The organism is Bacillus sp. SJ-10 (assembly GCF_002843505.1).
GTDB classification, from domain to species: Bacteria; Bacillota; Bacilli; order Bacillales; family Bacillaceae; genus Bacillus; species Bacillus velezensis.
Genome location: NZ_CP025258.1, coordinates 3,354,286 through 3,379,988, shown reverse-complemented (window position 1 = coordinate 3,379,988; position 25,703 = coordinate 3,354,286). Strand labels below are relative to the sequence as shown.

General features: G+C 45.6%; 25 protein-coding genes and 2 riboswitches. Of the genes, 15 read left to right on the top strand and 10 right to left on the bottom strand.

Annotated features, from left to right (window positions below; all coding sequences use genetic code 11):
- Positions 1-106 precede the first annotated feature (106 nt).
- Both sigI and CXL14_RS16520 read left to right on the top strand, forming a co-directional pair.
- On the top strand, positions 107-862 hold the full coding sequence (gene sigI / locus CXL14_RS16525) for an RNA polymerase sigma factor SigI (RefSeq protein ID WP_089072427.1): 756 nt from the start codon (positions 107-109) through the stop codon (positions 860-862).
- On the top strand, positions 859-2,028 hold the full coding sequence (locus CXL14_RS16520) for an anti-sigma factor domain-containing protein (RefSeq protein WP_014417566.1): 1,170 nt from the start codon (positions 859-861) through the stop codon (positions 2,026-2,028). Before sigI ends, CXL14_RS16520 begins: the two co-directional genes overlap by 4 nt.
- A gap of 6 nt (positions 2,029-2,034) precedes the next feature.
- On the opposite strand, the gene CXL14_RS16515 is transcribed toward CXL14_RS16520, so the two are convergent.
- The gene (locus tag CXL14_RS16515) at positions 2,035-2,229 is read right to left on the bottom strand and encodes an alpha/beta-type small acid-soluble spore protein (protein ID WP_003154717.1); all 195 of its coding nucleotides are present in this window, start codon (positions 2,227-2,229) and stop codon (positions 2,035-2,037) included.
- A 135-nt stretch (positions 2,230-2,364) separates the two neighbouring features.
- Entirely contained in the window at positions 2,365-3,066 is a 702-nt protein-coding gene (locus tag CXL14_RS16510; protein ID WP_014417567.1) for a DUF1836 domain-containing protein, read from the bottom strand.
- Positions 3,067-3,214: 148 nt separating this feature from the next.
- Here CXL14_RS16510 and htpX point away from each other — a divergent pair, with 148 nt between their 5' ends.
- The 4 genes from htpX (at position 3,215) to CXL14_RS16490 (ending at position 6,560) form a co-directional block, all read left to right on the top strand.
- Positions 3,215-4,108 carry a protease HtpX gene (gene htpX, locus CXL14_RS16505; protein WP_007407207.1) on the top strand — a complete coding sequence of 298 codons (894 nt, stop codon included), beginning with the start codon at positions 3,215-3,217 and terminating at the stop codon, positions 4,106-4,108.
- A 158-nt stretch (positions 4,109-4,266) separates the two neighbouring features.
- On the top strand, positions 4,267-5,619 hold the full coding sequence (locus CXL14_RS16500) for a TrkH family potassium uptake protein (protein WP_007408478.1): 1,353 nt from the start codon (positions 4,267-4,269) through the stop codon (positions 5,617-5,619).
- A gap of 94 nt (positions 5,620-5,713) precedes the next feature.
- Positions 5,714-6,388: a DUF421 domain-containing protein gene (locus tag CXL14_RS16495; protein ID WP_014417568.1), complete on the top strand. Its 675-nt coding sequence runs from the start codon at positions 5,714-5,716 to the stop codon at positions 6,386-6,388.
- Between the two features lies 1 nt (position 6,389).
- Positions 6,390-6,560 (top strand): hypothetical protein, encoded by a 171-nt coding sequence (locus CXL14_RS16490; RefSeq protein WP_014417569.1) that lies wholly within the window; start codon positions 6,390-6,392, stop codon positions 6,558-6,560.
- Between the two features lie 41 nt (positions 6,561-6,601).
- Here CXL14_RS16490 and CXL14_RS16485 read toward each other — a convergent pair whose 3' ends face one another.
- Positions 6,602-7,624: an acyltransferase family protein gene (locus CXL14_RS16485; RefSeq protein WP_014417570.1), complete on the bottom strand. Its 1,023-nt coding sequence runs from the start codon at positions 7,622-7,624 to the stop codon at positions 6,602-6,604.
- Between the two features lie 255 nt (positions 7,625-7,879).
- Between CXL14_RS16485 and CXL14_RS16480 the strand changes: the two genes are divergently transcribed.
- Entirely contained in the window at positions 7,880-10,099 is a 2,220-nt protein-coding gene (locus tag CXL14_RS16480; RefSeq protein WP_014417571.1) for a PAS domain-containing sensor histidine kinase, read from the top strand.
- Positions 10,096-10,593, top strand: coding sequence for a methylated-DNA--[protein]-cysteine S-methyltransferase (locus tag CXL14_RS16475; protein WP_014417572.1), 498 nt, complete (start codon positions 10,096-10,098; stop codon positions 10,591-10,593). The genes CXL14_RS16480 and CXL14_RS16475 overlap by 4 nt, the downstream gene beginning before the upstream one ends.
- A 241-nt stretch (positions 10,594-10,834) precedes the next feature.
- Here CXL14_RS16475 and mtnA read toward each other — a convergent pair whose 3' ends face one another.
- From mtnA to CXL14_RS16460, 3 genes are all read right to left on the bottom strand, one after another.
- Positions 10,835-11,896 carry an S-methyl-5-thioribose-1-phosphate isomerase gene (gene mtnA, locus CXL14_RS16470; RefSeq protein WP_014417573.1) on the bottom strand — a complete coding sequence of 354 codons (1,062 nt, stop codon included), beginning with the start codon at positions 11,894-11,896 and terminating at the stop codon, positions 10,835-10,837.
- Positions 11,897-11,902: 6 nt separating this feature from the next.
- Positions 11,903-13,087, bottom strand: coding sequence for an S-methyl-5-thioribose kinase (gene mtnK, locus CXL14_RS16465; protein WP_014417574.1), 1,185 nt, complete (start codon positions 13,085-13,087; stop codon positions 11,903-11,905).
- A gap of 109 nt (positions 13,088-13,196) precedes the next feature.
- Positions 13,197-13,351, bottom strand: a riboswitch (SAM riboswitch).
- 92 nt (positions 13,352-13,443) lie between these two features.
- Positions 13,444-14,223 (bottom strand): carbon-nitrogen family hydrolase, encoded by a 780-nt coding sequence (locus CXL14_RS16460; RefSeq protein ID WP_003154702.1) that lies wholly within the window; start codon positions 14,221-14,223, stop codon positions 13,444-13,446.
- Positions 14,224-14,315: 92 nt separating this feature from the next.
- On the opposite strand from CXL14_RS16460, the gene CXL14_RS16455 reads away from it, so the two are divergent.
- From CXL14_RS16455 to CXL14_RS16430, 6 genes are all read left to right on the top strand, one after another.
- Positions 14,316-15,512 carry a pyridoxal phosphate-dependent aminotransferase gene (locus tag CXL14_RS16455; RefSeq protein WP_014417575.1) on the top strand — a complete coding sequence of 399 codons (1,197 nt, stop codon included), beginning with the start codon at positions 14,316-14,318 and terminating at the stop codon, positions 15,510-15,512.
- Positions 15,513-15,548: 36 nt separating this feature from the next.
- A riboswitch (SAM riboswitch) is annotated at positions 15,549-15,648 on the top strand.
- Between the two features lie 81 nt (positions 15,649-15,729).
- Positions 15,730-16,944, top strand: coding sequence for a 2,3-diketo-5-methylthiopentyl-1-phosphate enolase (mtnW, locus tag CXL14_RS16450; RefSeq protein WP_014721074.1), 1,215 nt, complete (start codon positions 15,730-15,732; stop codon positions 16,942-16,944).
- Complete coding sequence (gene mtnX / locus CXL14_RS16445) at positions 16,941-17,645, top strand: 2-hydroxy-3-keto-5-methylthiopentenyl-1-phosphate phosphatase (RefSeq protein ID WP_014721075.1); 705 nt, start codon at positions 16,941-16,943, stop codon at positions 17,643-17,645. The genes mtnW and mtnX overlap by 4 nt, the downstream gene beginning before the upstream one ends.
- Positions 17,603-18,232, top strand: a complete 630-nt coding sequence (locus CXL14_RS16440; protein ID WP_014417578.1) for a methylthioribulose 1-phosphate dehydratase — start codon at positions 17,603-17,605, stop codon at positions 18,230-18,232. The genes mtnX and CXL14_RS16440 overlap by 43 nt, the downstream gene beginning before the upstream one ends.
- 15 nt (positions 18,233-18,247) lie before the next feature.
- Positions 18,248-18,784, top strand: a complete 537-nt coding sequence (locus CXL14_RS16435; RefSeq protein ID WP_014417579.1) for a 1,2-dihydroxy-3-keto-5-methylthiopentene dioxygenase — start codon at positions 18,248-18,250, stop codon at positions 18,782-18,784.
- A 280-nt stretch (positions 18,785-19,064) separates the two neighbouring features.
- Complete coding sequence (locus CXL14_RS16430; RefSeq protein ID WP_003154690.1) at positions 19,065-19,325, top strand: aspartyl-phosphate phosphatase Spo0E; 261 nt, start codon at positions 19,065-19,067, stop codon at positions 19,323-19,325.
- 207 nt (positions 19,326-19,532) lie between these two features.
- On the opposite strand, the gene CXL14_RS16425 is transcribed toward CXL14_RS16430, so the two are convergent.
- The gene (locus CXL14_RS16425) at positions 19,533-21,050 is read right to left on the bottom strand and encodes a sporulation kinase KinD (RefSeq protein ID WP_029974827.1); all 1,518 of its coding nucleotides are present in this window, start codon (positions 21,048-21,050) and stop codon (positions 19,533-19,535) included.
- A gap of 198 nt (positions 21,051-21,248) precedes the next feature.
- On the opposite strand from CXL14_RS16425, the gene CXL14_RS16420 reads away from it, so the two are divergent.
- The gene (locus tag CXL14_RS16420) at positions 21,249-21,695 is read left to right on the top strand and encodes a MarR family transcriptional regulator MhqR (RefSeq protein ID WP_003154686.1); all 447 of its coding nucleotides are present in this window, start codon (positions 21,249-21,251) and stop codon (positions 21,693-21,695) included.
- Between the two features lie 35 nt (positions 21,696-21,730).
- Here the strand turns inward: CXL14_RS16420 and motB are convergent, their stop codons facing one another.
- The 3 genes from motB to clpE form a co-directional block, all read right to left on the bottom strand.
- Positions 21,731-22,522: a flagellar motor protein MotB gene (motB, locus tag CXL14_RS16415; protein ID WP_014417581.1), complete on the bottom strand. Its 792-nt coding sequence runs from the start codon at positions 22,520-22,522 to the stop codon at positions 21,731-21,733.
- A complete protein-coding gene (motA, locus tag CXL14_RS16410; RefSeq protein ID WP_003154684.1) occupies positions 22,494-23,309 on the bottom strand; it encodes a flagellar motor stator protein MotA in 816 nt (271 codons plus the stop codon). Before motA ends, motB begins: the two co-directional genes overlap by 29 nt.
- 168 nt (positions 23,310-23,477) lie before the next feature.
- Entirely contained in the window at positions 23,478-25,574 is a 2,097-nt protein-coding gene (gene clpE, locus CXL14_RS16405; RefSeq protein WP_014417582.1) for an ATP-dependent protease ATP-binding subunit ClpE, read from the bottom strand.
- Between the last annotated feature and the right edge of the window lie 129 nt (positions 25,575-25,703).

The window sequence follows — 25,703 nt, the reverse complement described above, 5'->3', positions numbered from 1 at the left end:
TTGGCTTGTCATAATTGAGACAAATGAAATCGATTTCTCTTTTTCTTCCTTTGCGAATCCCTACTAAATTAGCTATGATTATGAGTAGTTATAGGGAGGAACTGAGGTGAAACCAGTGCTTAGCCTTTTGTTTAAATTGGGAAAAAAGAAGCAAACGCTTGAAACATCTGTTGAAAAAATACAAAAAGGCGACAAAGATCTGCAGAACGATTTAATACAGCAATATAAGCCTTTTATCGCGAAGACGGTTTCATCCGTTTGTAAACGATATATAGATGAAAAAGACGACGAATTCAGCATCGGGCTGATCGCGTTTAACGAAGCCATTGAAAAGTATTCGGCTGAAAAAGGTAATTCGCTGCTTGCATTTGCAGAGCTGATTATAAAAAGAAAAGTGATAGACTATATCAGAAAAGAAGCAAGAACCGCTCAGCATATCAATATGGATGTGCAGGAAGGCGACGACCAGGAATCTTCGCAGAGCCTTATCGAAGCGAAGCTTTCCATTGATGAATACCGCAAACAAATAGAACAGGAACAGCGCCGGGAAGAAATTCTTTTTTTTCAGAAGCAGCTCAAAGAATACGGGCTGTCTTTTAAAGAGCTGCTGGAACAATCGCCGAAGCATACAGATGCGAGGCAGAATGCGATTAAGGTAGCCTACACGCTTGTTGAAAATGAAGAGCTGGCGTCCATTTTGCACCAGAAAAAACAGCTTCCTGTCAAACAGCTGGAGCAGCTCGTGTCGGTCAGCAGAAAAACGATCGAACGGAACCGAAAATATATCATCGCCATGAGTATTATTATTACCGGTGATTATATTTATTTAAAAGATTATCTTAAAGGGGTGTTGCACTCATGAGAAGAGGGATCATAGTAGAGAAAAATAAAAAATTCGTCACGTTGCTAACCCCTGACGGACAATTTTTAAAAACAAAAAATGATCACCGCACTTGTGAAATCGGAGAGGAAATTACGTTCGAAGGCGAAACGCGTATGGGAAGAAGGGCCAGCTTTTTTGATTTTCTGAAACTGCGCCCTTTTAAATTGGGAGTGTTTACGATGACTGCTATTATTTTGTTTATTTTAATTTTGCTCCCGGTTTTTTCGGATAACAAAGCTTACGCGTATATGACGCTTGACATTAATCCCAGTATTGAAATGGCTTTAAACAGCAAATATGAAGTCATTGAACTGACACCGCTGAACCATGACGCCAAACAGGTCATCAGTGACATCGGAGATTGGAAAAGCAGCGATTTTAAGGAAGTCATCAGTAATATTATTACCGATTGCAGCAAGCATGGATATGTAAAGGAATCAAAAGAGATTTTAATTTCCACGGTTTATGAAAATACAGATGACAATACATATAAAAAAGGCGTTAAAAAACAGCTGGCCGACATGACTGAAAAATATAAGGGCACCTACCAGGTCCAATCGCTTGAATCTGATATGGAAACAAGAGAAAAAGCAAAACAGGAAGGGATGTCAACAGGCAGCTACATAAGAAGAAACGAAAAGAAAACAGAAGAAAAACAGCCTGAAAAGCAAACCGACGGCAATGAAACAGATCAAAAAGATACCGAAACAGACGCTGATCAAAGCGAGCAGCCGGACACAGACAAGCCGGCGGCTGATGAAAAGACAGCTCCTGATGAAGAAAAGGCAGCAGAGAAGCCGGGAAACAATGAAACAACGCCCGGTACGGAAGAAGCGAAGCCGGACAGTCAGGACGGCAATCAGCAAACCGAAAAAAATGCAGCTTCCGGATCAGAGGAAAACACACAGAAGGAACAAGATGGGGAAACAGAGCAGCCCCCAACACAAAATCCTCAGGAAAACGGAAATGACAAAGAGCCTAAGCAAAAGTATTACAATCATTACTGGAATCATGATCGCAATGAACATTGGGAATCCTATCGGCATCATGAAGATTCGTCAGACCGAAGGAATCCGAACGGCTACCGACACGGAAAGGAGAATGCCGATAAATATCAAAATTCGCCGAGAAGTCCCGGCGAATAAGCTGCATTATTGATTTTTCCCGTTTAATTGTGATTGAGCCTGCTGTACAAGACGTTTTGTCATTTCCCCGCCTACAGAGCCGTTTGCGCGTGCTGCTGTATCAGAGCTAAGGTTCACGCCGAATTCTTGAGCCACTTCGTATTTAAATTGGTCAAGTGCCTGCTCAGCCCCTGGAACTAAGAGTTTATTTCTGCTCGCCATCTTTTTCATCTCCTTTTCTCTGGCAAGATGTGTTTTCGCATTTTAGTTTCAAACGGAACGGTATTGATTATGCTGGCAATTGTTGTACAGCAAAAAAACCCCGGCGCAGACACCGGGGCGAAGAAGCGTTATGAATTATAATAAATGGCTGATCATTTTGTAGGCCGAGGCTTGAATATGGAAAGTCAAAACGGAGAGCACCGTGACGGCGATTATGGATCTGATATTGTTCCATTGTCCGCTTCCGAGTTCTTTAAAGCAGCCTTTGAGCTTGTCCGTCTGCTCTTCGACGAGCTCCTGCAGGCTCGTTTCCTTCATCGGCGGGTTTGCCTTATGATGAAGATAATCAATCACTTGGGCGCAGCTTTCATAGTAGCTGATCGGGCTGATGACGTCGTCTGATCTGTCTGTGATCGTGTTAAAAGCGATTTTTAATATGCCGCGTATATGTTCGAAGTCATAAATTGATTTTAAATCACGTACAATGAGAAGGATGACAGCTTGTTCAATTGTATATTTTTTGCCGAGTAAGGGGTGGCCGATTAAATCTTTAATATCGCGCTTCACCCAGTTTTGGACGGCGGTTGATTTTAAAGACGTCAGCTCGCACAGATTTCCCAGCTCGACAATCTCGTTAGTTGAAAGCCCGTATTCCTTTTTCTCTTTTTTTCGTTCGAATCTCGTCAGAAATTCAGGGATATGCAGACGGCTTTCCGCTTCATCCAAGGTCATATCCGCTGAGTGCAATAAGATTTGGAGAGGAGTTGCGTCTCCTTGGCCTTTTAACGCGTAAAGAAGCCGGACCATATCAGTTCGGGTCAGTTTAAACGTGTTCATGGTTCACCTCTGATTGATTACGTGTTCACTTTTTAATATCACTGAGAATTACATTAACATCATACGTCGAAATTGTTGCATTTTCAAACAGATCATTTATAATTTAAGTAAATAAGTTCTTTTGATCTTAAAAAAGACGGAGGTAATTATGGCGAAAAGAATATTTCTGTTTATTTTAACGAACCTTTTGGTCATTACGACAATCGGAATTGTGCTTACGATTATTACAAGCGTTACCGGTGTCGGCTCGTATATACAAAATGGCCGCATTGATCTGATGGCATTGCTCGTGTTCAGTCTTGTCGTCGGTTTTGTCGGTTCTTTTATTTCTCTCGGAATGTCCAGATGGATGGCCAAAACGATGATGGGCGTCCGGGTGTTAAATCCGAAGAAACAGTCGCTCAGCTATGAAGAACAGCAATTGGTTGACCGTGTGCACAGATTGTCCCGTGCCGCAGGGATGACGAAAATGCCTGAAGTCGGCATTTATCATTCCCCGGAGGTCAATGCTTTTGCGACCGGGCCTTCTAAGCGCCGTTCGCTTGTCGCGGTTTCTTCAGGTTTATTGCAGCAGATGGATGATGCTGCGGTGGAAGGGGTTCTTGCCCATGAAGTCGCACACATCACAAACGGTGATATGGTCACGATGACGCTGCTGCAGGGAATCGTCAATACGTTCGTCGTATTCCTTTCCCGAATCGCGGCATGGGTTGCAAGCCGCTTTGTCAAAGAAGACCTCGCACCGGTCGTGCATTTTATCGCGATGATCGTGTTTCAGATTATCTTTTCCATTCTCGGCAGTCTTGTCGTCTTCGCCTACTCGCGCCACAGAGAGTTTCACGCTGACCGCGGCGGTGCAGACCTTGCCGGCAAGGATAAAATGATTCACGCCCTGCGTACGCTGAAGTCTTATACAGGACATGTGAATGAAGAAGACCAGACGGCAGTGCAGACGTTAAAAATTAACGGCAAAAAGCATTCGTCATTGTTCTCCACACACCCTGATCTCGATGAGCGCATTCGCAGGCTGGAAGCAAAATAATCAACAAAACCTCTGACAATCGTTTCAGAGGTTTTTTGTTTAAAGATCGGCAAATTACATAAGGTAATGAAAAATCTTTCTAAAAAGACCTTTAAAAATTCTCCCAATATCATTAGAATAATTACGTACTACATTTGAGAGGCAGAAGGAACTATCTTATGAAATTAAAACTGAAGAAATTCATACAGATCTTGTCGCCAGCACAGCTGATTGCATTATATTATTTTCTTGCTGTGACGGTGGCATTTATTTTGCTAAGTCTGCCGGCCGCCCACAAACAAGGGGCCAGCTGGTCGTTTATAGACGCGCTGTTTACGGCTGTCAGCTCAGTCAGTGTCACCGGTTTAACGGTCGTCAACACGGCTGATACATTCAGCACGGCCGGGATTGTCATTTTGGCTTTCGTGCTTCAATTCGGCGGAATCGGCATCATGACGCTCGGAACATTCGTCTGGCTCATTATGGGCAAACGGATCGGTCTGCGGGAACGGAAGCTCATCATGGTGGATCAGAATCAATCGCAGTTTTCCGGTATCGTCAACCTGATGAAGCAAGTGCTGTTTTTGATTTTATTAATCGAGTTTTTAGGCGGCATCATCTTAGGAACATATTTTTTAACGTATTATGATTCGTTTGAACAGGCGTACTTGCACGGATTCTTTGCGAGCGTCAGCGCCACGACAAACGGCGGTTTTGATATTACGGGAAATTCACTCGTCCCGTTCAGACATGACTATTTCGTGCAGTTTATTACGATGCTTCTGATTATTTTCGGTGCGATCGGTTTTCCGGTGCTCGTTGAAGTAAAGGACTTTTTGTTTTCAAAACAGCGCAGATACTCATTCACGCTGTTTACGAAAATTACGACCGTTACGTTCGGAATGCTCGTTTTGTTCGGAGCCGTGGGCATTTACGCACTTGAAGCAAGCCATGTCATGAAGGGGAAAAGCTGGCATGATGTTTTATTTTTATGTCTCTTTCAATCAACCGCTACGCGAAGCGGCGGGCTTGCGACAATTGATATCAGCCAGCTGTCGGCGCCGACATTATTTTTCATCTGTGCCCTCATGTTTATCGGCGCATCACCGAGCTCGGTCGGCGGCGGAATCCGTACGACGACGTTTGCGCTTAACCTTCTTGCTCTGTTTCATTTTGCCCGGGGGAATAAAGCGGTCAAGGTCTTTAAACGCGAGCTTCACCAGGCTGATGTCATGAAGTCGCTGGTCGTTACGATGATGGCGATTCTGCTCGTGTTCGGATCGACGCTGATTCTGGCCGTGACGGAGAAAAATCAGACGCTGCTCGGACTGCTTTTTGAAGTGTGTTCCGCTTTCGGAACGACCGGCCTGTCGCTCGGGATTACTCCGCATTTAAGCGATATCGGAAAATGCGTGATCATGATTGTCATGTTTATCGGCCGGATCGGCATTTTGACATTCCTTTATTTGATCGGCCGAAAAGAAATCGAAGCAAATTATCACTATCCGAAGGAAAGAATGATTATCGGCTGACACCGCTTTTCAGAAAGCGGTGTTTTTTATTGCCGTAAAATGGATGAGTGGAAACAGTTTCTTTGGAGATTCTACTTGTAAAGAGGTGACGTCATTGTTTGCCGTATTTTGGAAGTCGGTAGTTATGATAGCGGTCGGTACCTTTTTATTGCGGATTGCCGGACGGAAATCAATCAGCCAGCTGTCGGTGACCCAGACAGTCATCATGATTTCGATCGGCTCGATTATTATTCAGCCGTTTATTGAACATAATTTATGGGAAACCATTTTCGCGGCGGCGATTTTTATTGCGGTGTTAATCCTGATGGAATATTTAGAAATCAAATCAAGCTTTTTTGAGTTTTTATTTTCAGGAAAAACCGTCGCCGTTGTCAGAAACGGAAAAATCATCCCGGAAAACTTAATAAAAATGCGTTTTACCGAAGATCAGCTGTCAATGAGGATCAGACAGGAAGGCCTCGGAGACATTCAAGATTTTAAATATGTGCTGCTTGAGCCGAACGGACAGATCGGCTATGAACTCATTGATGAGGCCAAAAACGTGACAGTGCGCGACTTGAAAAAAATGCTTGATGAATTCAAAACAGATTTGCTGACAGAAGGAGGAAATCAAATGAAACGCAAAGCAGCAAAGAATGAAGCTTTAACCAATAACAACACACCGACTGAGAGCATGGACAAAGATGCATACAAAACACAATATGACGGTGATCCCGGACTGAGAGGCGCAAACCGCAAATCAAAACACGGCAAACAAGGAGGCGAGTAACATGACGAAAAAAAACCGCCACAGCAAAGACATGCAAAACCATAAAAAGCCGATGGACCCTAAATTGCTTGAAGAAGAGTTTGCAAGCGAGCTCGGTGATTATAACGCCGGAAAATGGATTGAAACGCTTGAACAGACGAAGCCAAAGAAAAAAGAAGACGGCAAAAAATAAAAAATACCTCTTAGGCGGCAACGCTTAAGAGGTATTTTGCATTATTTCGAATAAGCACCGTTTCTTGTTCCTTTCACCGCTTCAAGCAAGCCGGTTATCCGCAGCTCAATAAACGGCTGTGCGGCCGTTTTCACCGCATTGCTGGAGAGAATGGACGTAAGAGCGGCCGTTAACATTAAGAGTATGACTAAATTCTGATAATCAGACAAGTGATCTTCAAGCCCGATCTGCCGCAGCGTTTTTATAATGAATCCATGCAGCAGATATACGTAAAACGTTCTCGTCCCCCATTTCGTAAAGAAATAACGCTTTTGCGGAACGAGCGCCAAAAAGCTGAAAGTGGCGGCAAAGGCCAAAACATACCAGCCGATGCGCGACAGACCGCTCAACAGCGACACTGTGCCGAATGTGGAATAAGGCTCCGATCCGAACAGCCACGAGTAATCAAAGTCAATGCACCAGCATAACAGGAAAACAATCCCCAGCACGCCCGCGGCAATCTGCCTGCCTCTTTTAGCCCGAAGCAAATCAAAGTGCTGTTTCTTTAAATAAAACCCGACGAGAAACATCGGAAGAAAAACAAACGTCCGTGAAAGACTCAGCGTGCTGCTGATAAAATCAAGATACCCGATCATGACGGCAAGCCCGCAGCTCGCCCCAAGCGCCCACATTTTCGGCAGCTTCGTAAAGGGATAAAGCAGCAGATTCCAAAAGAATAAGCTGACTAAAAACCAGAGAGACCACTGCGGATCAATCGGATTGACGCTTGCCATGCTTTCATCCTGAATCAAATAGTAAAAAACTGAGTAAATGCCCTGAAAAATCAGGTACGGAATAATCAGCTTCACAGCCAGCTTCTTCACATAACCTGTCCGCTTAAAGTTTTTTGCGAAATAGCCGGAAACCAGGATAAAGGCCGGCATATGAAAAGTATAAATGAATTTGTAGAGATGGAGCATAAACTCATTTCCGTTAATAAATGACCGGAGGATATGGCCGAACACCACCAGAAAAATCAAGATAAACTTGGCGTTGTCAAAGTAACTGTCTCGCGATTTTGTCATAGCATCACCTTCTCTTCAAAAATCATCCACTGCATGATTATTTCCTGTTGGTGTTCATTTTAAAATAAAAAACAAAAAATTGAAGGAGGACAAAAGGGATTGTTAGGATGATGTAACGGGGAGGTAAGGATCGTAGAAAAAGACTTTAACTTGTCATATCATTGAAATTTTCTGAAATGTATAGGGCGAATGAAGGAAGATGAGGTATTTTGTAGAAATATTGAAGGATAGGTTTTTGAAGAAGGAGTGTACTGAATGGCTGAAACTCTGGATTTGCAAACAAACGAGTCGCTGAAAGAGCAGCTGAAGCGGATGAAAGAGGAAAATGACCGCCTGAAGAGTGATTTGAACCGGTATCACGTGATTATGAATAACACGCTTGATGCCATTTTTATATGCCGTAAGGAAATGAAAATCGTCCAGGCGAACGAGGCTGCGGCCCGGATGATGCAGATTGAGGCAGAGAACCTCATTAACCGCTCCGTCCTGGATTTTTTATATTCCGTGCCTCAGGAAGAACTGAATAAGGCCGTGAAAAAGTTTTTAAAAAAAGGCCATCTGTGGAAAGAGGTGCCGATTAAGCTTGACAGCGGCGCGACGAAATACATTGAATTCCTCGCCAGAGACGGAATTGGGGAGGATTATTTTTTTGTGGTGATGAGGGATATCTCCTCTAAAAAAATATTAGAGCGCGAATTCTCCATGAACGAGCAGCTGTTTAAAGATTTGTTTGACAGGGCTGTCGACGGCATCGTGCTGTTTGATAAGGACGGCGGGTTTATTGATGCGAACCTCTCTTTTTGCAAAAGCTTTGAGATCGGCCAGAATGAATTGTCCCATCTGTCGCTCCGCCATTTTACCGACGGAGAAAACAAAAAGCATCTGAAAGAAATCTGGGAAACCCTCCGCAGAAAAGGAAACGCCAAAGGAGAACTGCCCGTCAAGCTTCGGTCCGGCGAAGAGAAGCTGTTTGAATTTACGATTACGTCCAACTTAATCAGCGGGTTCTACATGTCCATTATGAGAGACATAACAGAGAAACGGCTGATGGAATTGAAACTCTTTAAAAGCGAAGAGCGATTCCGCGAAATTTTTGAAAACGCCATGGACGCGATTGTCATTTGGTCTGATGACGGAAAGATTGCCAAAGCAAACGAATCGGCGTGCCGCATTTTCGAACTGCCGATGGATAAGCTGGTGGAGACGAATTTATGTACGTTTATCGTTGATCCGCAGAAAAAATACAAGCAGATTAAGAAGAAATATGAAAAATACGGGGAAATCCGTGAAGAAATGCTGTTTCAGATGGCAAACGGCCAATTTAAAGAGCTGGAATTCACATCAAAACGAACCATACTTGAAGGTCAGCATTTAACCATTTTAAGAAATGTCAGCGATCGTAAGCGGATGGAAAAAGAATTGCGGGAAAGCGAGCTGAAATTCAGAAAAGTATTCAACGGCTCAATGGACGGCAAGGTCTTATTTGACAACCAATTCCGCATTATTGACGCGAATCCTCTCGCAAGCCGTATACTTGGTATGCCGGATGAGGAGCTGAGAGCGTACACCGTTCCGGATATTCTTTCTTTATTTGATATTGAAAACGCGGGTGTTCCCGCCAGAAAGATTGATTTAGAAGGAATGGATAATGAAATCCCCTTCCTGTTAAGCAGCAGCGACAGCCGCAAACTGGAATTCTCCTTCAAAAGAAATATCATTCAAAATATGAATCTGGCCATCTTTAAAGATGTCACAGAGGCCAAAGAGCTTGAAGAGAGGCTGCGGAAATCCGATACTCTTCATGTTGTAGGGGAGCTGGCGGCGGGCATCGCCCACGAAATCAGAAACCCGATGACAGCGCTGAAAGGGTTCATTCAGCTTCTTCAAGGAAGCATTGAAGGCGAATATTCTCTGTACTTTAACGTCATTACCTCAGAATTAAAACGCATCGAGTCTATCATCACTGAATTTTTAATTTTAGCGAAACCCCAAGCGATACTATATGAAGAAAAAGACGTGACGCAGATTATGAAAGACACGGCTGATCTTTTGAATGCCCAGGCCAATCTTGTCAATGTGCAGATCCATCTGAACCTGACCGGAAACATCCCGCCGATTTACTGTGAACCGAATCAATTAAAACAGGTGTTTATCAATATTTTAAAAAACGCCATTGAAGTCATGCCGGGCGGCGGCAATATCTACGTGACCATTCAGTCTTCTGATCAAGACCACATTTTGATTTCTATTCAAGATGAAGGAACAGGCATTTCCGAAGACAAATTAAAACGTCTGGGTGAACCATTTTACACGACAAAAGACAGGGGAACGGGCCTCGGCCTCATGGTCAGCTATAAAATCATCGAAGAGCATCAGGGCCGCATTCATGTGGAAAGTGAAGAAGGGAAGGGCACCGTTTTTCATTTGACGCTTCCGATCCGGCAGAATACGGAAGAAAGAAGGAGCGGGGAATGATCTGTTTTACAAGTGTAAGAGCGCCGTTTGGAACCGTCATCGTAACAGAGGAAGAGAGCTTTATTACCGGCCTGTTTCTCACCGGGGAAGATTTTGAGGAATGGCGGAAAGACGCGCCCAGCGTAAAGCCGTGCGAAACCGCTTTGCTGTCGGAGGCGAAACAGCAGCTGGCATCATATTTTTCAGGAGAAAGAAAGCAATTCTCTCTGCCTCTGAGACAAAAAGGCACACCCTTTCAGGAAAGGGTGTGGAACGCGCTGACGATGATTCCTTACGGGGAATCCCGAAGCTACGGCGATATGGCTGAAGCGATCGGAAAACCGAAAGCGGTGCGCGCCATCGGACAAGCCAATAAACGAAACCGGCTGCCGATTTTGATCCCGTGCCATCGGGTAATCGGCAAAAACAGCGCCTTAACGGGATACGCGGGCACGAAGACGGATGTAAAAGCGGTGCTGCTGAACATCGAACAAATATCCTATAAAGAAAAATAAAGCGTATGGCACGTTCCGTTTTTTTGCGTCCGACATATCATTTTATTAAGTGAAAAAAGTTGCCCTGATGAAAAAGGAGGACGAAGCCTGATGAAAGTGAGCCGTCCGCAAAAGATAGCCGGTTATGCAGAGCTGTTTTTTAAAATGCATCTCATTACAGCCGCCCAAAAAGATGAAGTGATTACGTTGTGCAGACAAAAAAACCGCTGACATTGCCTGAGGCAATATCATCAGCGGTTTTTCAGCTCAGCTGGCAGTCAGCGAATAATTGTTCAATTTCTTCCGTGTAAGAACCGGTCACAATTCCTTTCTCGGTTATTATGCCGGAAATCAGGCTGCCCGGTGTGATGTCAAAGGCCGGATTGAAGACCGGAACATCCTCGGGAGCGGTGCGTATGCCGGAGATCTGTCTGACTTCATCCGGATCTCTTTCTTCAATCGGAATCTGATCGCCGTTTTCAATCTGCAAGTCAAATGTCGAAAGCGGTGCGGCCACAAAAAACGGAATTTGAAAGGCGTTTGCCAAAATAGCGAGGCCGTACGTTCCGATTTTGTTGGCCGTATCACCGTTTTTTGCAATTCTGTCAGCGCCGACAATGACCGCAGAAATATGTTTTTCCTTCATTGTATGGGCGGCCATGCTGTCCGTAATGAGCGTGACATCAATTCCGCCCTGCATCAGCTCCCACGCCGTCAGCCGTGATCCTTGAAGAACGGGTCTTGTTTCACATGCGTAGATATGAAGGCCGAGGTCTTTTTGTTTCGCTAAGTAAAAGGGAGCAAGCGCCGTACCGTACCGGCTTGTGGCAATCGAGCCCGCATTGCAGATGGTCATGATCTGATCGCCTTTATTAAAAAGGTGCAGAGCATTTTGGCCGATCATTCGGCATGTTTCTTCATCCTCAATCTGAATTTGAATGGCTTCATGAACGAGCGTTGTCTTCGCTTCATTGATTGAGATCGCATCCCTGATCGAATCCGTAAGTCTGTCAAGCGCCCACGCAAGGTTGACGGCAGTGGGCCTCGAACTGTTTAAATACGCTTTGACATCCGCGAATTGACGTCGGAAATCTGAAAGGTCGCGGGCTTCAAATGACTTGGCGGAGAGCGCGAGTCCGAACGCCGCGGTTATACCGATGGCCGGGGCGCCCCTTACTTTCAGCGTGACAATCGCGTCGAATACATCTTCCTTTGTTTCAAGTTCCACATATTCAGTGACGTCGGGAAGCTTTTGCTGATTTAAAATGCGGATGTAGGTTTCTTTCCATTCTACAGAACGGGGGATGGCAAATTCATTGGTCATGCTGCATCATTCCTTTACACGGAGCTTAAATTGGTCCAGAACCTCGGTGATATGCTTCAGTTTTTTTCTGTTTTCGATATAATAGGCGCCGATGTCAAGCGCCAGCTTCTTCCGTTCGATTCGTTTGTCAAACGGAGTGATTTCATCTAAGTCAGCCACATGGGCGAGTCCGATCGTGCGCCGGATCAATTCGCATCCCGCAAAACCGACCGCTTCCTCAAACGCGTTTTTCAGTGTGTCTTCCAGCAGGTGTCTGCGGGAAGGCAAGCAGTCTTTCTCCCATGCTTCACTGAATGTTTTCACAAATGTATCCCATACGGCAGCGGTGTGGTCATATAACGGCTGTCTGTCGTCACCGTCGCGGCTGAGGGCGTTTAACAGCAGATTGGCGATAAATTGGCCGATGTCAAACCCGATCGGTCCGAAGAAAGCAAACTCGGGATCAATCACCTTTGTTTCATGTTCATCGGCGAAGATGCTTCCCGTGTGCAGATCGCCGTGAACCAATGTTTCCGCGGAATTCAGAAAGATGGCTTTCAATTCGTCAGCGCCTTCTTTCAGCCGGGAATTGTTCCAAACTTTTTCTGCGTATGGGCGCAGCTCCTCTTCAAAATCGTTTGTCTCATGGTCGAGAAACGGTTCTGTAAACACAAGCCTTTCTGTAATATTGCAAAGCTCAGGATTTGTAAACTGCTTTGCGAGCTGCTGCTTTACTTTCGCATCAAGCGCATAATCGGATGAGTAAAAAAGCGTTTTCCCTAAAAATTCACCGATATGAACCGATAAGTTCGGATAATGCTGCCCTTCCAGCAGCCCTTTTCTTGAAATCCGCAAATGGGAGAGGTCTTCCATTACCGTGACGGCCATTTCAGTATCGGAATAGTAAACGGCCGGAACGAGGTGCGGCACGTGTTCGCCCTGGCGGATGAGGGCGCTGCTTTCGATTCTCGCCCGGTCAATGGTAAGCGGCCAGCTTTCACCGACGACTTTCGCGTAAGGGATTGCCTGTTTAATAATCAGTCCTTTTTTGTTTTCTTTATCGTAAACATGAAAGACGTAATTTAAATTGCCGTCGCCGATTTCACGGCATGTCAGAGTGCTTTTGCTTTGGAATAAGCCGAGCTTGACGGCTAACGCGGCGGCGGAGCTTTCTGTTAATTGTTCATAAAGACTTGTTTTAGTTGCTGACATGGATTTACCCTCCAATTATGTAGTGGCAGTAAGAGATCGTGACGGAGAATACGCCCGAAAAAAAACCTCCTTCTCTGAAAGAGAAGGAGGCTGAAACAGTGCAGTCCGCCTCTTATCTCTCAGATAACATCTGATGGAATTAGCACCGTGCCTTATGAGACAATCGTCTCGGCGCAAAATGTACGCGCCCCATTTCACAATGGAATTACGGTCGGTTGCTGTTGGGGTCAAAAGGCCAATCCCTCGCCCAACTCTCGATAAGAGAAAAATATATTGATTTGTATCACAATTCGGATTAATCAGTTGATGAAAATATTAGCAGGTGCCGGATATTCTTGTCAACGTTTTTTTGAAAATTAATATAAATCACGCCGCAAGTCTTGGAAAACCGGAATGGTTCCGCGAACGGCCGCGCTTTCTGACACATCGATTTCCGCCCGGACTGCGCCTTCCGTCCGGTCTCCTTCGGCTAAAATCCGGCCCCACGGGTCAATAATCAGGCTGTGGCCGGCAAATTCATTATCGGGATTGGACCCCGTGCAGTTAGAGGCTGCGACAAAACATTGGTTTTCAATTGCTCTGGCGATAAGCAGGCTTCGCCAATGATCAAGGCGGGGCAGAGGCCATTCAGCAGAGATAAACAGGACATTCGCGCCCTGGGACGTATGCTTTCTGATCCATTCGGGGAAACGGATATCATAGCAGATCAGCCCGGCGCACTTGACACCGTCAAGCTCAAAGGAACCGTCACTGTTTCCTGCTGACAAGTAAAGGTGTTCATCCATCAGCTGAAACAGATGTGCTTTCTGATACCGCTTCACGATCTGTCCACTGTTATCGGCGATGTACATGGTGTTATAGACATTTTCGCCTTCTTTGACCGCAAAAGATCCGGCAACGAGGTGTACGTTGTATGTTTTTGCCGTTTCTTTAAGCCATTGTTCCGAAACTTTGCCGTTTTCATCCGCAAGCTGATCTAGCCGTGTGAGATCATAGCCGGTCGTCCACAACTCAGGAAGCACGATTACATCCGCATGGCGGCTTTCTTGCTCAATCAAAGATTCTGCTTTTTTAAAGTTTTCTGAAGGATTTCCGTATGAAATATCAAATTGCAAACAGGAAACGGTCCATTTCATTTTTTAACACCTCAAGTTTCTCTTTACTTTTTTTATTTAACCATATATGATGATGGACTATCATTTCAAGACATTTTTAGAAGGTGAAAAATATGAACTTTGAAATCTCAGATGTACTCAAACAGCTGCCGGAACAATTTTTCGCATCATTGGTGCAAAAAGTGAATCAAAAGCTGAAAGAAGGCAGAGACGTCATCAATTTAGGGCAGGGAAACCCTGATCAGCCGACGCCTCAGCATATCGTTGAAGAAATGAAGCGCGCCGTCGAAAGGCCGGAAAATCATAAATACTCATCATTCCGGGGCGCTTACAGCTTCAAAAAAGCAGCCGCTGCATTTTATGAAAGGGAGTACGGGGTCACGCTTGATCCGGAAACGGAAGTCGCCGTGCTGTTCGGAGGCAAGGCGGGACTTGTTGAGCTTCCGCAATGTCTTTTAAACCCTGGAGATACCATTCTGGTGCCTGATCCCGGATATCCTGATTACTGGTCAGGCGTCGCCCTTGCGAAAGCGAAAATGGAAATGATGCCGCTGACGGAGGAAAGAGGGTTTCTCCCTGATTACAGCGTAATTCCTGAAAAGGTGCGGAGCGAGGCGAAGCTGCTGTATCTCAATTATCCGAATAATCCGACCGGCGCTGTGGCGACAGAGGCGTTTTTCGAGGAGACGGTCGGTTTTGCGGAACAAAACGGCATTTGTGTCGTTCATGATTTCGCGTACGGAGCCGTCGGTTTTGACGGGCATAAACCGCTGAGCTTTTTGCAGACCGAAGGCGCAAAAGAGACGGGAATCGAAATCTACACCTTGTCTAAAACCTATAATATGGCGGGCTGGCGGGTCGGATTTGCCGTCGGAAACGCTTCTGTCATCGAAGCGATCAACCTTTATCAGGATCATATGTTTGTCAGTTTGTTTCCCGCGGCGCAGCAGGCGGCGGCAGCCGCTCTTTTAGCGGATCAGGCATGCGTCGCAGCGCAAAATGACAGATATGAATCGAGACGCAATGCATGGATTGAAGCCTGCCGCGATATCGGCTGGGATGTGACGGCTCCGGCGGGCTCCTTTTTTGCATGGCTCCCTGTGCCTGACGGTTATACGTCACAGTCGTTTTCAGACTTGCTGCTCGAGAAAGCGGATGTCGCGGTCGCTGCCGGAAACGGGTTCGGAAAATGGGGGGAAGGCTATATAAGAGTCGGTCTTCTGACAAGTGAAGAAAGACTTAAAGAAGCTGCGGAACGGATCGGGAAACTGAATCTTTTCACCCGAAAAAGCATTGACATATCAGGGTAACAATGCGATAATTCAAAATACTTTATAAAATCATTATTCTTATCAAGAGCAGGCAGAGGGACGAGCCCGATGAAGCCCGGCAACCGACTGATAAAGCACGGTGCTAATTCTTGCAGCAGGAGCTGAGAGATAAGATTCGGACATAACACGAAGCCTCTTTCTGCTCATACGGAAGAGGTTTTTTTATGTTTTGCGAAAGAAAGAGAGGCGTTCACGCATGAGCGAATTATTGGCAACATATCTTCTGACAGACACAACGGACAGTGAAAAGCGGGCGGAACAGATTGCGGCGGGGCTGACGGTAGGCTCCTGGACTGACCTGCCCCTGGTGAAGCAGGAACAGCTCAGAAAACATAAAGGGCGGGTCGTAAAAGTTGGGGAGAAAGAAGGAACCTCAGAAAACGAAACACAATCCGTCATCACCATCGCCTATCCTGAGGCGAACTTTTCAAGAGATATTCCGGCCGTCCTGACGACGGTATTCGGAAAGCTGTCACTGGACGGAAAAATAAAATTGACTGATCTTGAATTTTCCGAAGGGTTTAAACGCTCCCTTCCCGGGCCGAAATTCGGTATATACGGCATCCGCAAACTGCTGGGCGAATTTGAAAGACCGCTTCTGATGAGCATATTTAAAGGCGTGATCGGACGGGATCTCGCCGACATTAAAGAACAGCTCAGACAGCAGGCGCTCGGCGGCGTGGATCTTATTAAAGATGACGAAATTTTCTTTGAAAATGAACTGGCTCCGTTTGAAACCCGCATTATCGAAGGAAAACAAGTCCTGAAGGAAACCCGGGAGGAGACGGGGCATAAAACGCTGTATGCCGTAAACCTTACGGGAAGGACCGCCGAATTGCGGGATAAAGCGAGGCGCGCGGCAGAACTCGGGGCGGACGCGCTTTTATTGAATGTGTTCGCTTACGGTTTAGATGTGATGCAGAGCCTTGCTGAAGACAGGGAAATCCCGCTTCCGATCATGGCGCATCCGGCAGTCAGCGGCGCGTTCACATCATCTCCCGTTTACGGCTTGTCGCATGCGCTTTTGCTCGGCAAGCTGAACCGCTATTGCGGCGCTGATTTCAGTTTATTTCCGTCACCTTACGGAACCGTTGCTCTTCCGAAGGAGTCCGCGCTTGCAATCCATGATGAATGTGTAAAAGACGATGTCTTTCATCCGTCGTTTGCCGTCCCGTCAGCAGGCATTCATCCCGGTATGGTGCCATTATTGATGCGCGATTTCGGCATCGATCACATCATCAATGCCGGCGGAGGCATTCACGGCCACCCGAAAGGAGCCGAGGGTGGCGGAAAAGCGTTCCGCGCCGTCATTGATGCGGTGCTTGAAGCGCAGCCGATTGAAGAAAAAGCCGCGTCGTGCAAAGATCTTCAGCTCGCATTAGACAAATGGGGAAGGGTGGAAGCCGTATGACCCGCACACCGCTGATTATTTGTGATTTCGACGGAACGGTCACCATGAACGACAACATTGTCAGCATGATGAAAGAATTCGCGCCTCCTGAGTGGCTTGAATTAAAAGACGGTGTTCTGTCTAAAAGCATATCAATCCAAGAAGGAGTCGGACGGATGTTCGGACTGCTGCCGAGCAGCTTAAAAGAAGAACTGACCGGCTTTATCCTGAAGGATGCGAAAATACGGGACGGCTTTTTTGATTTTGTCTCGTTTGTCCGCTCAAACGACCTCCCGTTTTATATCGTAAGCGGAGGAATGGACTTTTTTGTGCATCCGCTTTTGGAAGGGATCGTAGAAAAGGAGCGGATTTTCTGCAATCATGCATCCTTTGACAATGAATATATTCATATAGACTGGCCGCACGCCTGTGACGGAGACTGCACCAATCAATGCGGCTGCTGCAAACCGTCAGTCATCCGGAAGCTATCCGATCAGCAGAAATTTCTCGTTATGATCGGTGATTCGGTCACGGATGTCGAGGCTGCAAAGTTATCCGATATGTGTTTTGCGAGAGATTATCTTTTGACTGAATGCAAAGAACTCGGCCTCCGGCATCTGCCTTTTCAAGATTTTCATGAGGTGAAAACAGGCATTGAAAACATCGGGGAGGTGCAGGCATGGCTGCAAAAGAAGAACGCTGGCGCGAACTTGCTGAGGTAAAGCGCGAGCTGGCCGAAAGAGACTGGTTCCCGGCAACGAGCGGGAATCTTTCCATCAAAGTATCCGACGGGCCGCTGACTTTTCTCGTTACGGCGAGCGGAAAAGACAAACGAAAAGAAACAGACGAAGATTTTCTCTTAATCGATGAGTACGGGAAGCCCGCTGAGACCGGCCATTCTTTAAAACCTTCAGCGGAAACGCTTCTCCATACTTACTTATACCAAAAGACAGACGCAGGCTGCTGTCTGCATGTCCATACCGTCAATAATAATGTCATCTCAGAGCTTTACGGGGATGAAAAACAAATCACTTTTCAGGGGCAGGAGATGATTAAGGCGCTCGGATTATGGGAGGAAAACGCGTCCGTGACCGTTCCGATCATTGACAATCCGGCGCACATCCCGGCATTGGCCGAAAATTTCGCGCACCATGCGGACGCCGGCTCAGGCGCGGTGTTAATCCGCAATCACGGCATTACGGCATGGGGACGTACCGCATTTGAAGCGAAAAGAGTGCTGGAAGCCTATGAATTTTTATTCAGCTGTCACCTCAAGCTTCTGTCACTTCGTCCGCAGCTGGTAAAATAAAAGGAGGAATAGAAAATGGCGACCATCAGAATTCATGACGAAAAAAATACGATCATTGAACATCAGGAAGAAGTAGCGCGCTTCTTAGATGAACAAGAGGTGATCTATGAGCAGTGGAACATTGAAAAACTTCCGTCTGAGCTTTCGGAAAAATACGATCTAACTGAAGATGAAAAAGAACGGATTCTCGCGGCGTTTGACACGGAGATTCAGGACATTTCAGCCCGGCGCGGATATCAGTCTCAGGATGTCATTTATTTATCAGATACCACGCCGAATCTTGATGAATTATTAAAAAATTTCCAAAGAGAACATCACCACACGGATGATGAAGTCCGCTTTATCGTCAGCGGACACGGCATCTTCGTCATTCAAGGCAAAGACGGCACATTTTTCGACGTCCGTTTAAATCCGGGAGATTTGATTTCAGTTCCGGAGAACATCCGCCACTACTTTACGCTTCAGGAAGACCGCCGGGTCGTCGCAATCCGGATCTTTGTGACGACTGAGGGCTGGGTGCCGATTTACGAAAATGAAAGTGTGCAAAACTGATAGACGCCCGAACCTCTCATGCACCCACCGGCATGAGAGGTTTTTTATTGTAATATAAAGTCAGCTGTGTCTGTTTTTTAATTCCTGAATATGCCGCATTCTGTTTATATCATTACCCGAATGGGTATTATTCTCGTATTCATGCTAAAGATTCCAATATGAAATGAAAAAATAAGTTATTTAGTAAAAAAATGTTTACAAATAAAGTATAATCTGTAATAATGCTCAATAACCCAATCAAACTTGTTTCCTATTCTTTTAGCGGTGAGGGGTGAAGTGAATGGGCAGTTATTCTGAACAAGAAAAATTGCTTGTATCTATTGATAAAAAAAGAAAAATGATGATAGATGCAGCTAACAGGCAAGGGTTTACAGGATATGACACGATCAGGCACAGCCAGGAACTGGACTGTCTGATGAACGCGTATCAGCAGCTGGTAAACCGTGATCGTACACATCACCAAGGAATACAGGGCCTTGTGAAGAAAATAGGCTTGTTCTCCCGCGGTGACGTCATGCCTGCATATGAAGCAAACAAATGATTGATGATAAAACAGATAACGAAGACTGAATGCGCTTCCTGATCAAGCGCCGCATCCGAAAGATGACCGCGTACAGTCAGCAGATTTTTCCGCTGGCACGGCTCACGAAGCGCCTCGTACTATCTGCCGGCTATGATGCCGTTCCTCTGGTATATCCTCTTACACATATTCTTCTTAAGTAAAAAACACCCGATACAGGGTGTTTTTTCATCGAGAAGCGGCAGGGAGGGCAATGGTGACCTCTGTGCCCTTATCGACTTCGCTTTGAATGTCAATCGAACCGCCGTACATCAGCATGATTCGTTTACATACGACAAGGCCGAGGCCGGTGCCTTTTTCCTTTGACGTTACAAACGGAAGAAAAATGTGCTCAAGCATATCTTCAGAAATGCCCATTCCGTTGTCGGCCACCTTAATGACTGCTTTATGATCGCGTGCTTCTAAATAGATGGACAGCCGGCCGCCTTCCTGCATGGATTCCAGCGCGTTTTTCGCGACATTTAAAATCACCTGTTTAATATGGTCTTTCGTGCAGTTGACCTTGAGCGGCCGATTGACGAGAATCTCCACATTCACTTCCACATTATACAGATTCCCTTCAGAATAAATAATCGGCATAATCTCATCAAGAATATCCTGCAGCGAGTTCACTTCCAACCGTTCAGCAGTGGGTTTTCCAAGCACTAAAAACTCACTGACAATCTGATTGATCCGTTTAATCTCCTGCTCAATAATTGAGAAATACAGCTGATCTTCCTCCGATTTGTATTTTTTCTGCAAAAGCTGAATGAAGCCGCTGATCCCTGTAAGCGGGTTGCGGATTTCATGGGCGGTGCTGGCGGCAAGCGTTCCGATCAGCTCCAATTTCTGCGCTTCATTTTGAGCGCGCTCCAGCTGGGTCTTGCGCTTAAGCAGATAATATTGAACGAGGATGAACAGAATATTCAGCAGCACGGCAATACTGGACATCGGCAGCAGCACGCTTTTGGTCAGCTCGTTCAGCTCAACCGGTTTCGGATAAACATTGATATTCCAATTAATATCATCCAGATAGCCGCTGACCGGTTTCACACCTTCTGATTGATCAGCCCGTCCGCTGGCAAATATCACTTTATTCTGATTGGTTGCCTTGACATAAACGTCAGGGCTCAGCATATTGATCATATTTCTCAAATAATCGACTTGTATGGCGGCTACTAAATAATCCGTGACTTCCCGTTTTGCGTCTAACACCGGCACGCAGATCGTGAAGATGCGCTGGCCTGTAATTCTGCTGGAGTAGTCATTTGTGATGACCGTTTTTTTCGTCTTTTTCGCCTTCGTAAAATACGGTCTGTCGGCCAAATTCACCTTTGATTTCAGATCAGTCGTGCTTGCGATGACATCACCTTTGGAATTCAGCATATACAGACCGCTGAATCTGGGTTCATCCTCAAAAGCCTGATCGAGAATGTCAATGATCTTTTCTTCATTGACAGGCTTATCGACAGCGATCGCAAGTGTTGTCATCCGGGCTTTTGTTTCACCGATTAAATAATTGAGCTTATTGCGGTGAAGGTTGAGCATCATACTGGCTTCCTGTATGTGTTTATCGGCTATTTTCTGCTTTTCTTTTTCATAAATGAAAAAGCTGATAATAAGTGCCGGGATGATCACCAATATGAGATAAAGCTTGATCTTTCCCCGGGCACCTTTAAATGTATTCACTCTGCATCGCTCCAACATTACACTTGAATAGAGGTATTATATCATTTTTATACTTCTTTAATAAGAAAAAATAACCAAAATGATAGAAAAACAAATTATTTTATTAAGGTCAGACAAAAAGAAGAGAAATTTTGGAAACATTTTTGTTGACATTTTTCATTTTGTTTATTAATGTTTCTCTGTAACGGTTTCTTTTGTAAAAGGATGATTGAATGTATGACGGATAAAACAGAAAACTCATTGAAATTATTTATTGTACTGTCACGTGCGTACCGATCTATTAACGACCATATGAATAAACATATTCATAAGCACGGCCTGAACCCGACGGAATTTGCGGTGCTTGAGCTGCTGTACCACAAAGGCAACCAGCCGCTTCAGCAGATCGGCGACAAAATTTTATTAGCGAGCGGAAGTATTACATACGTTGTTGACAAATTAGAGAAAAAAGAACTTCTCATCAGAAAAGCCTCGCCGACTGACAGGAGAGTGACTTTCGCACAGATTTCTGAAAAGGGAATCCGTCTTTTGGACGATATTTTCCCTGATCATGCTGAAGAAATTAAAGAAATGATCAGTGTGCTGAGTGATGAAGAGATAGAAATGTGTACGGAAATGCTGAAAAGAGTGGGATTAAACGCTAAACATTTTCATCAGAAATAAAAAAGGAAGCCATTTGAAAGGCTTCCTTTTTTATATTACTGATTTTGGTCAGTCGCGGCGTTTCTAGGCTGTATCAATACCTCGACGCGCCTGTTTTTGCTGCGCCCTTCAGCGGTTTTATTCGACACGGCCGGTTTATACTCTCCGAAACCTTTGGCGCTGAATACTTTTGCGTCAAGTTTCGGGTTTTCTGTCAGAATAGCCATGAAGTTGACGGCCCGCATGACGCTTAAATGCCAGTTAGATTGATATTGTGAGTTTTTAATCGGTACATTGTCCGTATGTCCGCTGATGATAATGTTCCTCGGCGGATTCAGCACAAGGAGATTCGAGATTTCCTTGGCAAGCGGAATATCTTCCTGACGGATATCCGCCCGTCCGGAATCAAAAAAGATACTGTCTTTAATCGTAATTAAGAGTCCTTCTTTAGTCAGCTTTGTTTCAAGCTGAGTTTCAAGCTTTTTATTTTTTATAAATTGATTGACTTGCTTTTGCACGCCTTCAAGTTCTTCGCGGTCGGCTGCTTCTCTTTCTTTCTTTTTCTGTTCTTTATCTTTTTCCTTTTCCTTGTCTTTTTTTAACTGATCAATGCCGTCTTTTTCGTTTTCAGGAGGGGTGACGCTTGAATATTCAAGAACACCCGTGCCTCCGGTAAACACGGCGTTAAATGATTTAGACAGCATTTGGAATTTCGCCGCATCGACCGAGCTCATGGCGAACAATACAATGAACAGAGCCAAAAGAAGGGTGAGCAAATCCGCGTACGGGATCAGCCAAGACTCATCCACATGCTCGTCATCATGCTTCTTCTTCTTTTTTCTCGCCATTGTTTGCCTCTCCTTCTTGTTCAGCGACTTTTGCGCGTTCATTCGCAGGAAGATACATGAGAAGTTTTTGTTCGATCACTTTCGGGGCCTGTCCTTCAAGCACTGACAGAACGCCTTCGATCATGATTTCACGCAGTTTGACTTCCTGCTTTGATTTGCGTTTCAGTTTGTTGGCGAAGGGATGCCAAAGTACATACCCTGTGAAAATCCCGAGAAGGGTGGCGACAAACGCCGCACTGATGGCATGTCCGAGCGCCTCGGTATTGTTCATGTTGGAAAGAGCGGCGATAAGGCCGATGACCGCACCCAAAACGCCGAGTGTCGGCGCATATGTGCCGGCTTGTGTAAAGATGGCTGCGCCGGCCTGGTGTCTGTCTTCCATCGCTTCAACTTCCTCAGTCATAATATCTCTGATAAATTCTGCGCTTTGTCCGTCAACCGCCATGCTCAGGCCGTTTTTCAAAAATGCGTCATCCACGTCTTCAATGCTTGCTTCTAATGCGAGCAGACCTTCACGTCTGGCGATTTGCGCCCATTGAGAGAACATAGGAATTAATTGCGCAATTGTCAGCTGTTTGTTTTCTTTAAACAGCACTTTAAAAAGGGCAGGCACTTTTTTGATTTCTTTTCCGGGGAATGCGATGATCACCGCAGAAATCGTACCGAACAAAATAATCAGAATAGCTGCCGGGTTAGCGAGTGCGCTTAAGCTGACCCCTTTCAGCACCATGCCCACGCTTAAAGCAATCACGGCGAGGATGATACCGATAATCGATGTTTTATCCATAGTTTTCACCAAATCCTTTATACTAGCTTTCTATGGTTAATATCGGTGGCAGTGCATGGAACTTTAGGGTGATTGAGAAATTGTTCCCGAATTCTTCACAGTTTCTCCCTTCCGGCATGGAGAAATAACAAAAAAGCGGCTCCCCGCGAGGAGGGAACCGCTTTTTTGTTATTGTGCCCGGACTTTGATGCCGTCCTCTTCCATTACGACATGGAAGGCTTTGATTTCGTTGTCATCCAATAGAAGATCTGTCATTTCGTCCTCGATCAATTCTTGGATGGTTCTTCTGAGCGGGCGTGCTCCGAAAGCGGGGTGGTAGCCGATTTCAGCGATTTTTTCTTTCGCATCATCGGTGACGCTCAGGCTGATGCCGCGCTCTTTTAATGTGTCTTCAAGCTCTGTGAGAAGCAGGCTGACGATTTTCACGAGATGTTCTTTTTTTAGGGATTGGAATTCAATAATGCTGTCAAACCGGTTTAAAAACTCCGGTTTGAAGAACGCGCTCAGTGAATCAATCAGCGTTTGTTCTTCCATGACGCTCTCTTCAGATTGGAATCCGACTTTCACCTGTTTTTCGCCGGTTCCAGCGTTGCTAGTCATAATCAAAACGGTATCTTTGAAGCTGACCGTTCTGCCCTGGCTGTCTGTCAGACGGCCGTCCTCCATAATCTGCAGAAACATATGCTGGACATCAGGATGGGCTTTTTCAATCTCGTCGAGCAGCACGATGCTGTACGGATTGCGGCGCACTTTTTCCGTTAATTGACCGGCTTCATCGTGTCCGACATATCCCGGCGGTGAACCGATAATTTTTGATACGGCGTGTTTTTCCATGTATTCACTCATATCGAGACGGATAATGGAATCTTTTGTACCGAACAGTTCATCTGCGAGTGTCTTTGATAACTCGGTTTTTCCGACTCCGGTCGGTCCGACAAAGAGGAAGGAGCCGACAGGTCTGTTTTTGGATTTTAAGCCGGCGCGGCTTCGTCTGACCGCTTTCGCCACTTTTTTCACGGCTTTTTCCTGACCGATGACGCGCTGATGAAGATGCTCTTCAAGTTCCTTCATTTTGACTTGTTCATCAGCCTGGAGTTTTCCGACCGGAATGCCTGTTTTCTGTTCAATGATGGCTTGAATATGCTCCGCCCCGATTTCAGGTGAAGAGGCCGGTGTTTCATGCGCCAGCTGCTTTTCCAACGCCGCTTCTTCATCACGCAGTTTCGCGGCAAGCTCATAATTTTCTTCATGAAGCGCTTTTGTTTTCTCCGCGTCAATTGCTTTGAGTCTCTCAGCCGCATCTTCTTCATTTACGGTATCAAGCTCCAGGTTCGCCTTAGAGCCGGCTTCATCTAATAAGTCGATCGCTTTATCCGGCAGGTGGCGGTCCTGAATGTAACGGGATGAAAGCGTAACACAGGCATTTATCGCTTCATTGCTGAATGTGACGCCGTGGTATTTCTCATATTTATCTTTAATGCCTTCCAGAATGCTGATGGCTTGTTCTATTGTAGGCTCGTGAACCATGACGGGCTGGAAGCGTCTTTCAAGCGCCGCATCTTTTTCAATCTGGCGGTACTCTTTCAGCGTTGTCGCCCCGATGACCTGCAGCTCGCCTCTGGCAAGCGCCGGTTTCAGGATGTTCCCGGCATCCATTGATCCCTCGGCAGAGCCGGCGCCTACAAGAAGATGAATCTCATCAATGAACAAGATGACGTTTTTCCGTTCTTTTAATTCGTTCATTAATTGTTTCATTCTTTCTTCAAACTGGCCTCTGATCCCTGTATTGGCGACGAGAGAAGCGACGTCAAGCAGGTAAAGCTCTTTGTTTTTCAATTTGTTCGGCACATCGCCTTCAGCGATTTTAAGCGCGAGGCCTTCTGCAATAGCCGTTTTACCGACGCCCGGCTCACCGATCAGCACCGGATTGTTTTTATTCCGGCGGTTCAAAATTTCAATTACGCGCGCCACTTCATTATCGCGGCCGATCACAGGGTCAATCAGACCTGCTTTTGCGCCGTTTGTGACGTTTTGAGCGAGCTCGTCGAGCAGGCCTTTTTCAGGGCCGGCCTGCTGTTTATTTTGATTGGGAGCGAAACCTTGCTCAAACGGGAATCCGAATGATTGCGGCCCCATGCTCATAGACGGTTTTCGGGTTAATTCTGTATAACATGTTTCACATAAAACGAATTGTTTTTGAATGGAATTGACTTGCATGTTCAGGCGAATCGTCGCCTCGTTTTTCTGACAATGTTGACAACGCATTTGCCAAAACCTCCTTGAAAAATGTTTGATCATCTTTGACCAAATGGATTAGAAAATAAGGTCTTAACTTTGACCTTCTTTGATTAATAGTATACTCTGACCTTCTTTGACTTTCAAGTATTTTGTTTC

What these genes read in the sequence shown, in the direction of transcription:
- motA (WP_003154684.1), bottom strand. Translation starts at nt 23,309, where the DNA reads ATGGATAAAACATCGATTATCGGTATCATCCTCGCCGTGATTGCTTTA.
- CXL14_RS16510 (WP_014417567.1), bottom strand. Translation starts at nt 3,066, where the DNA reads ATGAACACGTTTAAACTGACCCGAACTGATATGGTCCGGCTTCTTTAC.
- CXL14_RS16435 (WP_014417579.1), top strand. Translation starts at nt 18,248, where the DNA reads ATGGCGACCATCAGAATTCATGACGAAAAAAATACGATCATTGAACAT.
- mtnW (WP_014721074.1), top strand. Translation starts at nt 15,730, where the DNA reads ATGAGCGAATTATTGGCAACATATCTTCTGACAGACACAACGGACAGT.
- mtnA (WP_014417573.1), bottom strand. Translation starts at nt 11,896, where the DNA reads ATGACCAATGAATTTGCCATCCCCCGTTCTGTAGAATGGAAAGAAACC.
- CXL14_RS16485 (WP_014417570.1), bottom strand. Translation starts at nt 7,624, where the DNA reads ATGACAAAATCGCGAGACAGTTACTTTGACAACGCCAAGTTTATCTTG.
- CXL14_RS16430 (WP_003154690.1), top strand. Translation starts at nt 19,065, where the DNA reads ATGGGCAGTTATTCTGAACAAGAAAAATTGCTTGTATCTATTGATAAA.
- motB (WP_014417581.1), bottom strand. Translation starts at nt 22,522, where the DNA reads ATGGCGAGAAAAAAGAAGAAGAAGCATGATGACGAGCATGTGGATGAG.
- CXL14_RS16420 (WP_003154686.1), top strand. Translation starts at nt 21,249, where the DNA reads ATGACGGATAAAACAGAAAACTCATTGAAATTATTTATTGTACTGTCA.
- clpE (WP_014417582.1), bottom strand. Translation starts at nt 25,574, where the DNA reads ATGCGTTGTCAACATTGTCAGAAAAACGAGGCGACGATTCGCCTGAAC.
- htpX (WP_007407207.1), top strand. Translation starts at nt 3,215, where the DNA reads ATGGCGAAAAGAATATTTCTGTTTATTTTAACGAACCTTTTGGTCATT.
- mtnK (WP_014417574.1), bottom strand. Translation starts at nt 13,087, where the DNA reads ATGTCAGCAACTAAAACAAGTCTTTATGAACAATTAACAGAAAGCTCC.
- CXL14_RS16440 (WP_014417578.1), top strand. Translation starts at nt 17,603, where the DNA reads ATGGCTGCAAAAGAAGAACGCTGGCGCGAACTTGCTGAGGTAAAGCGC.
- mtnX (WP_014721075.1), top strand. Translation starts at nt 16,941, where the DNA reads ATGACCCGCACACCGCTGATTATTTGTGATTTCGACGGAACGGTCACC.
- CXL14_RS16520 (WP_014417566.1), top strand. Translation starts at nt 859, where the DNA reads ATGAGAAGAGGGATCATAGTAGAGAAAAATAAAAAATTCGTCACGTTG.
- CXL14_RS16500 (WP_007408478.1), top strand. Translation starts at nt 4,267, where the DNA reads ATGAAATTAAAACTGAAGAAATTCATACAGATCTTGTCGCCAGCACAG.
- CXL14_RS16475 (WP_014417572.1), top strand. Translation starts at nt 10,096, where the DNA reads ATGATCTGTTTTACAAGTGTAAGAGCGCCGTTTGGAACCGTCATCGTA.
- CXL14_RS16425 (WP_029974827.1), bottom strand. Translation starts at nt 21,050, where the DNA reads ATGTTGGAGCGATGCAGAGTGAATACATTTAAAGGTGCCCGGGGAAAG.
- CXL14_RS16455 (WP_014417575.1), top strand. Translation starts at nt 14,316, where the DNA reads ATGAACTTTGAAATCTCAGATGTACTCAAACAGCTGCCGGAACAATTT.
- CXL14_RS16480 (WP_014417571.1), top strand. Translation starts at nt 7,880, where the DNA reads ATGGCTGAAACTCTGGATTTGCAAACAAACGAGTCGCTGAAAGAGCAG.
- CXL14_RS16490 (WP_014417569.1), top strand. Translation starts at nt 6,390, where the DNA reads ATGACGAAAAAAAACCGCCACAGCAAAGACATGCAAAACCATAAAAAG.
- CXL14_RS16515 (WP_003154717.1), bottom strand. Translation starts at nt 2,229, where the DNA reads ATGGCGAGCAGAAATAAACTCTTAGTTCCAGGGGCTGAGCAGGCACTT.
- CXL14_RS16460 (WP_003154702.1), bottom strand. Translation starts at nt 14,223, where the DNA reads ATGAAATGGACCGTTTCCTGTTTGCAATTTGATATTTCATACGGAAAT.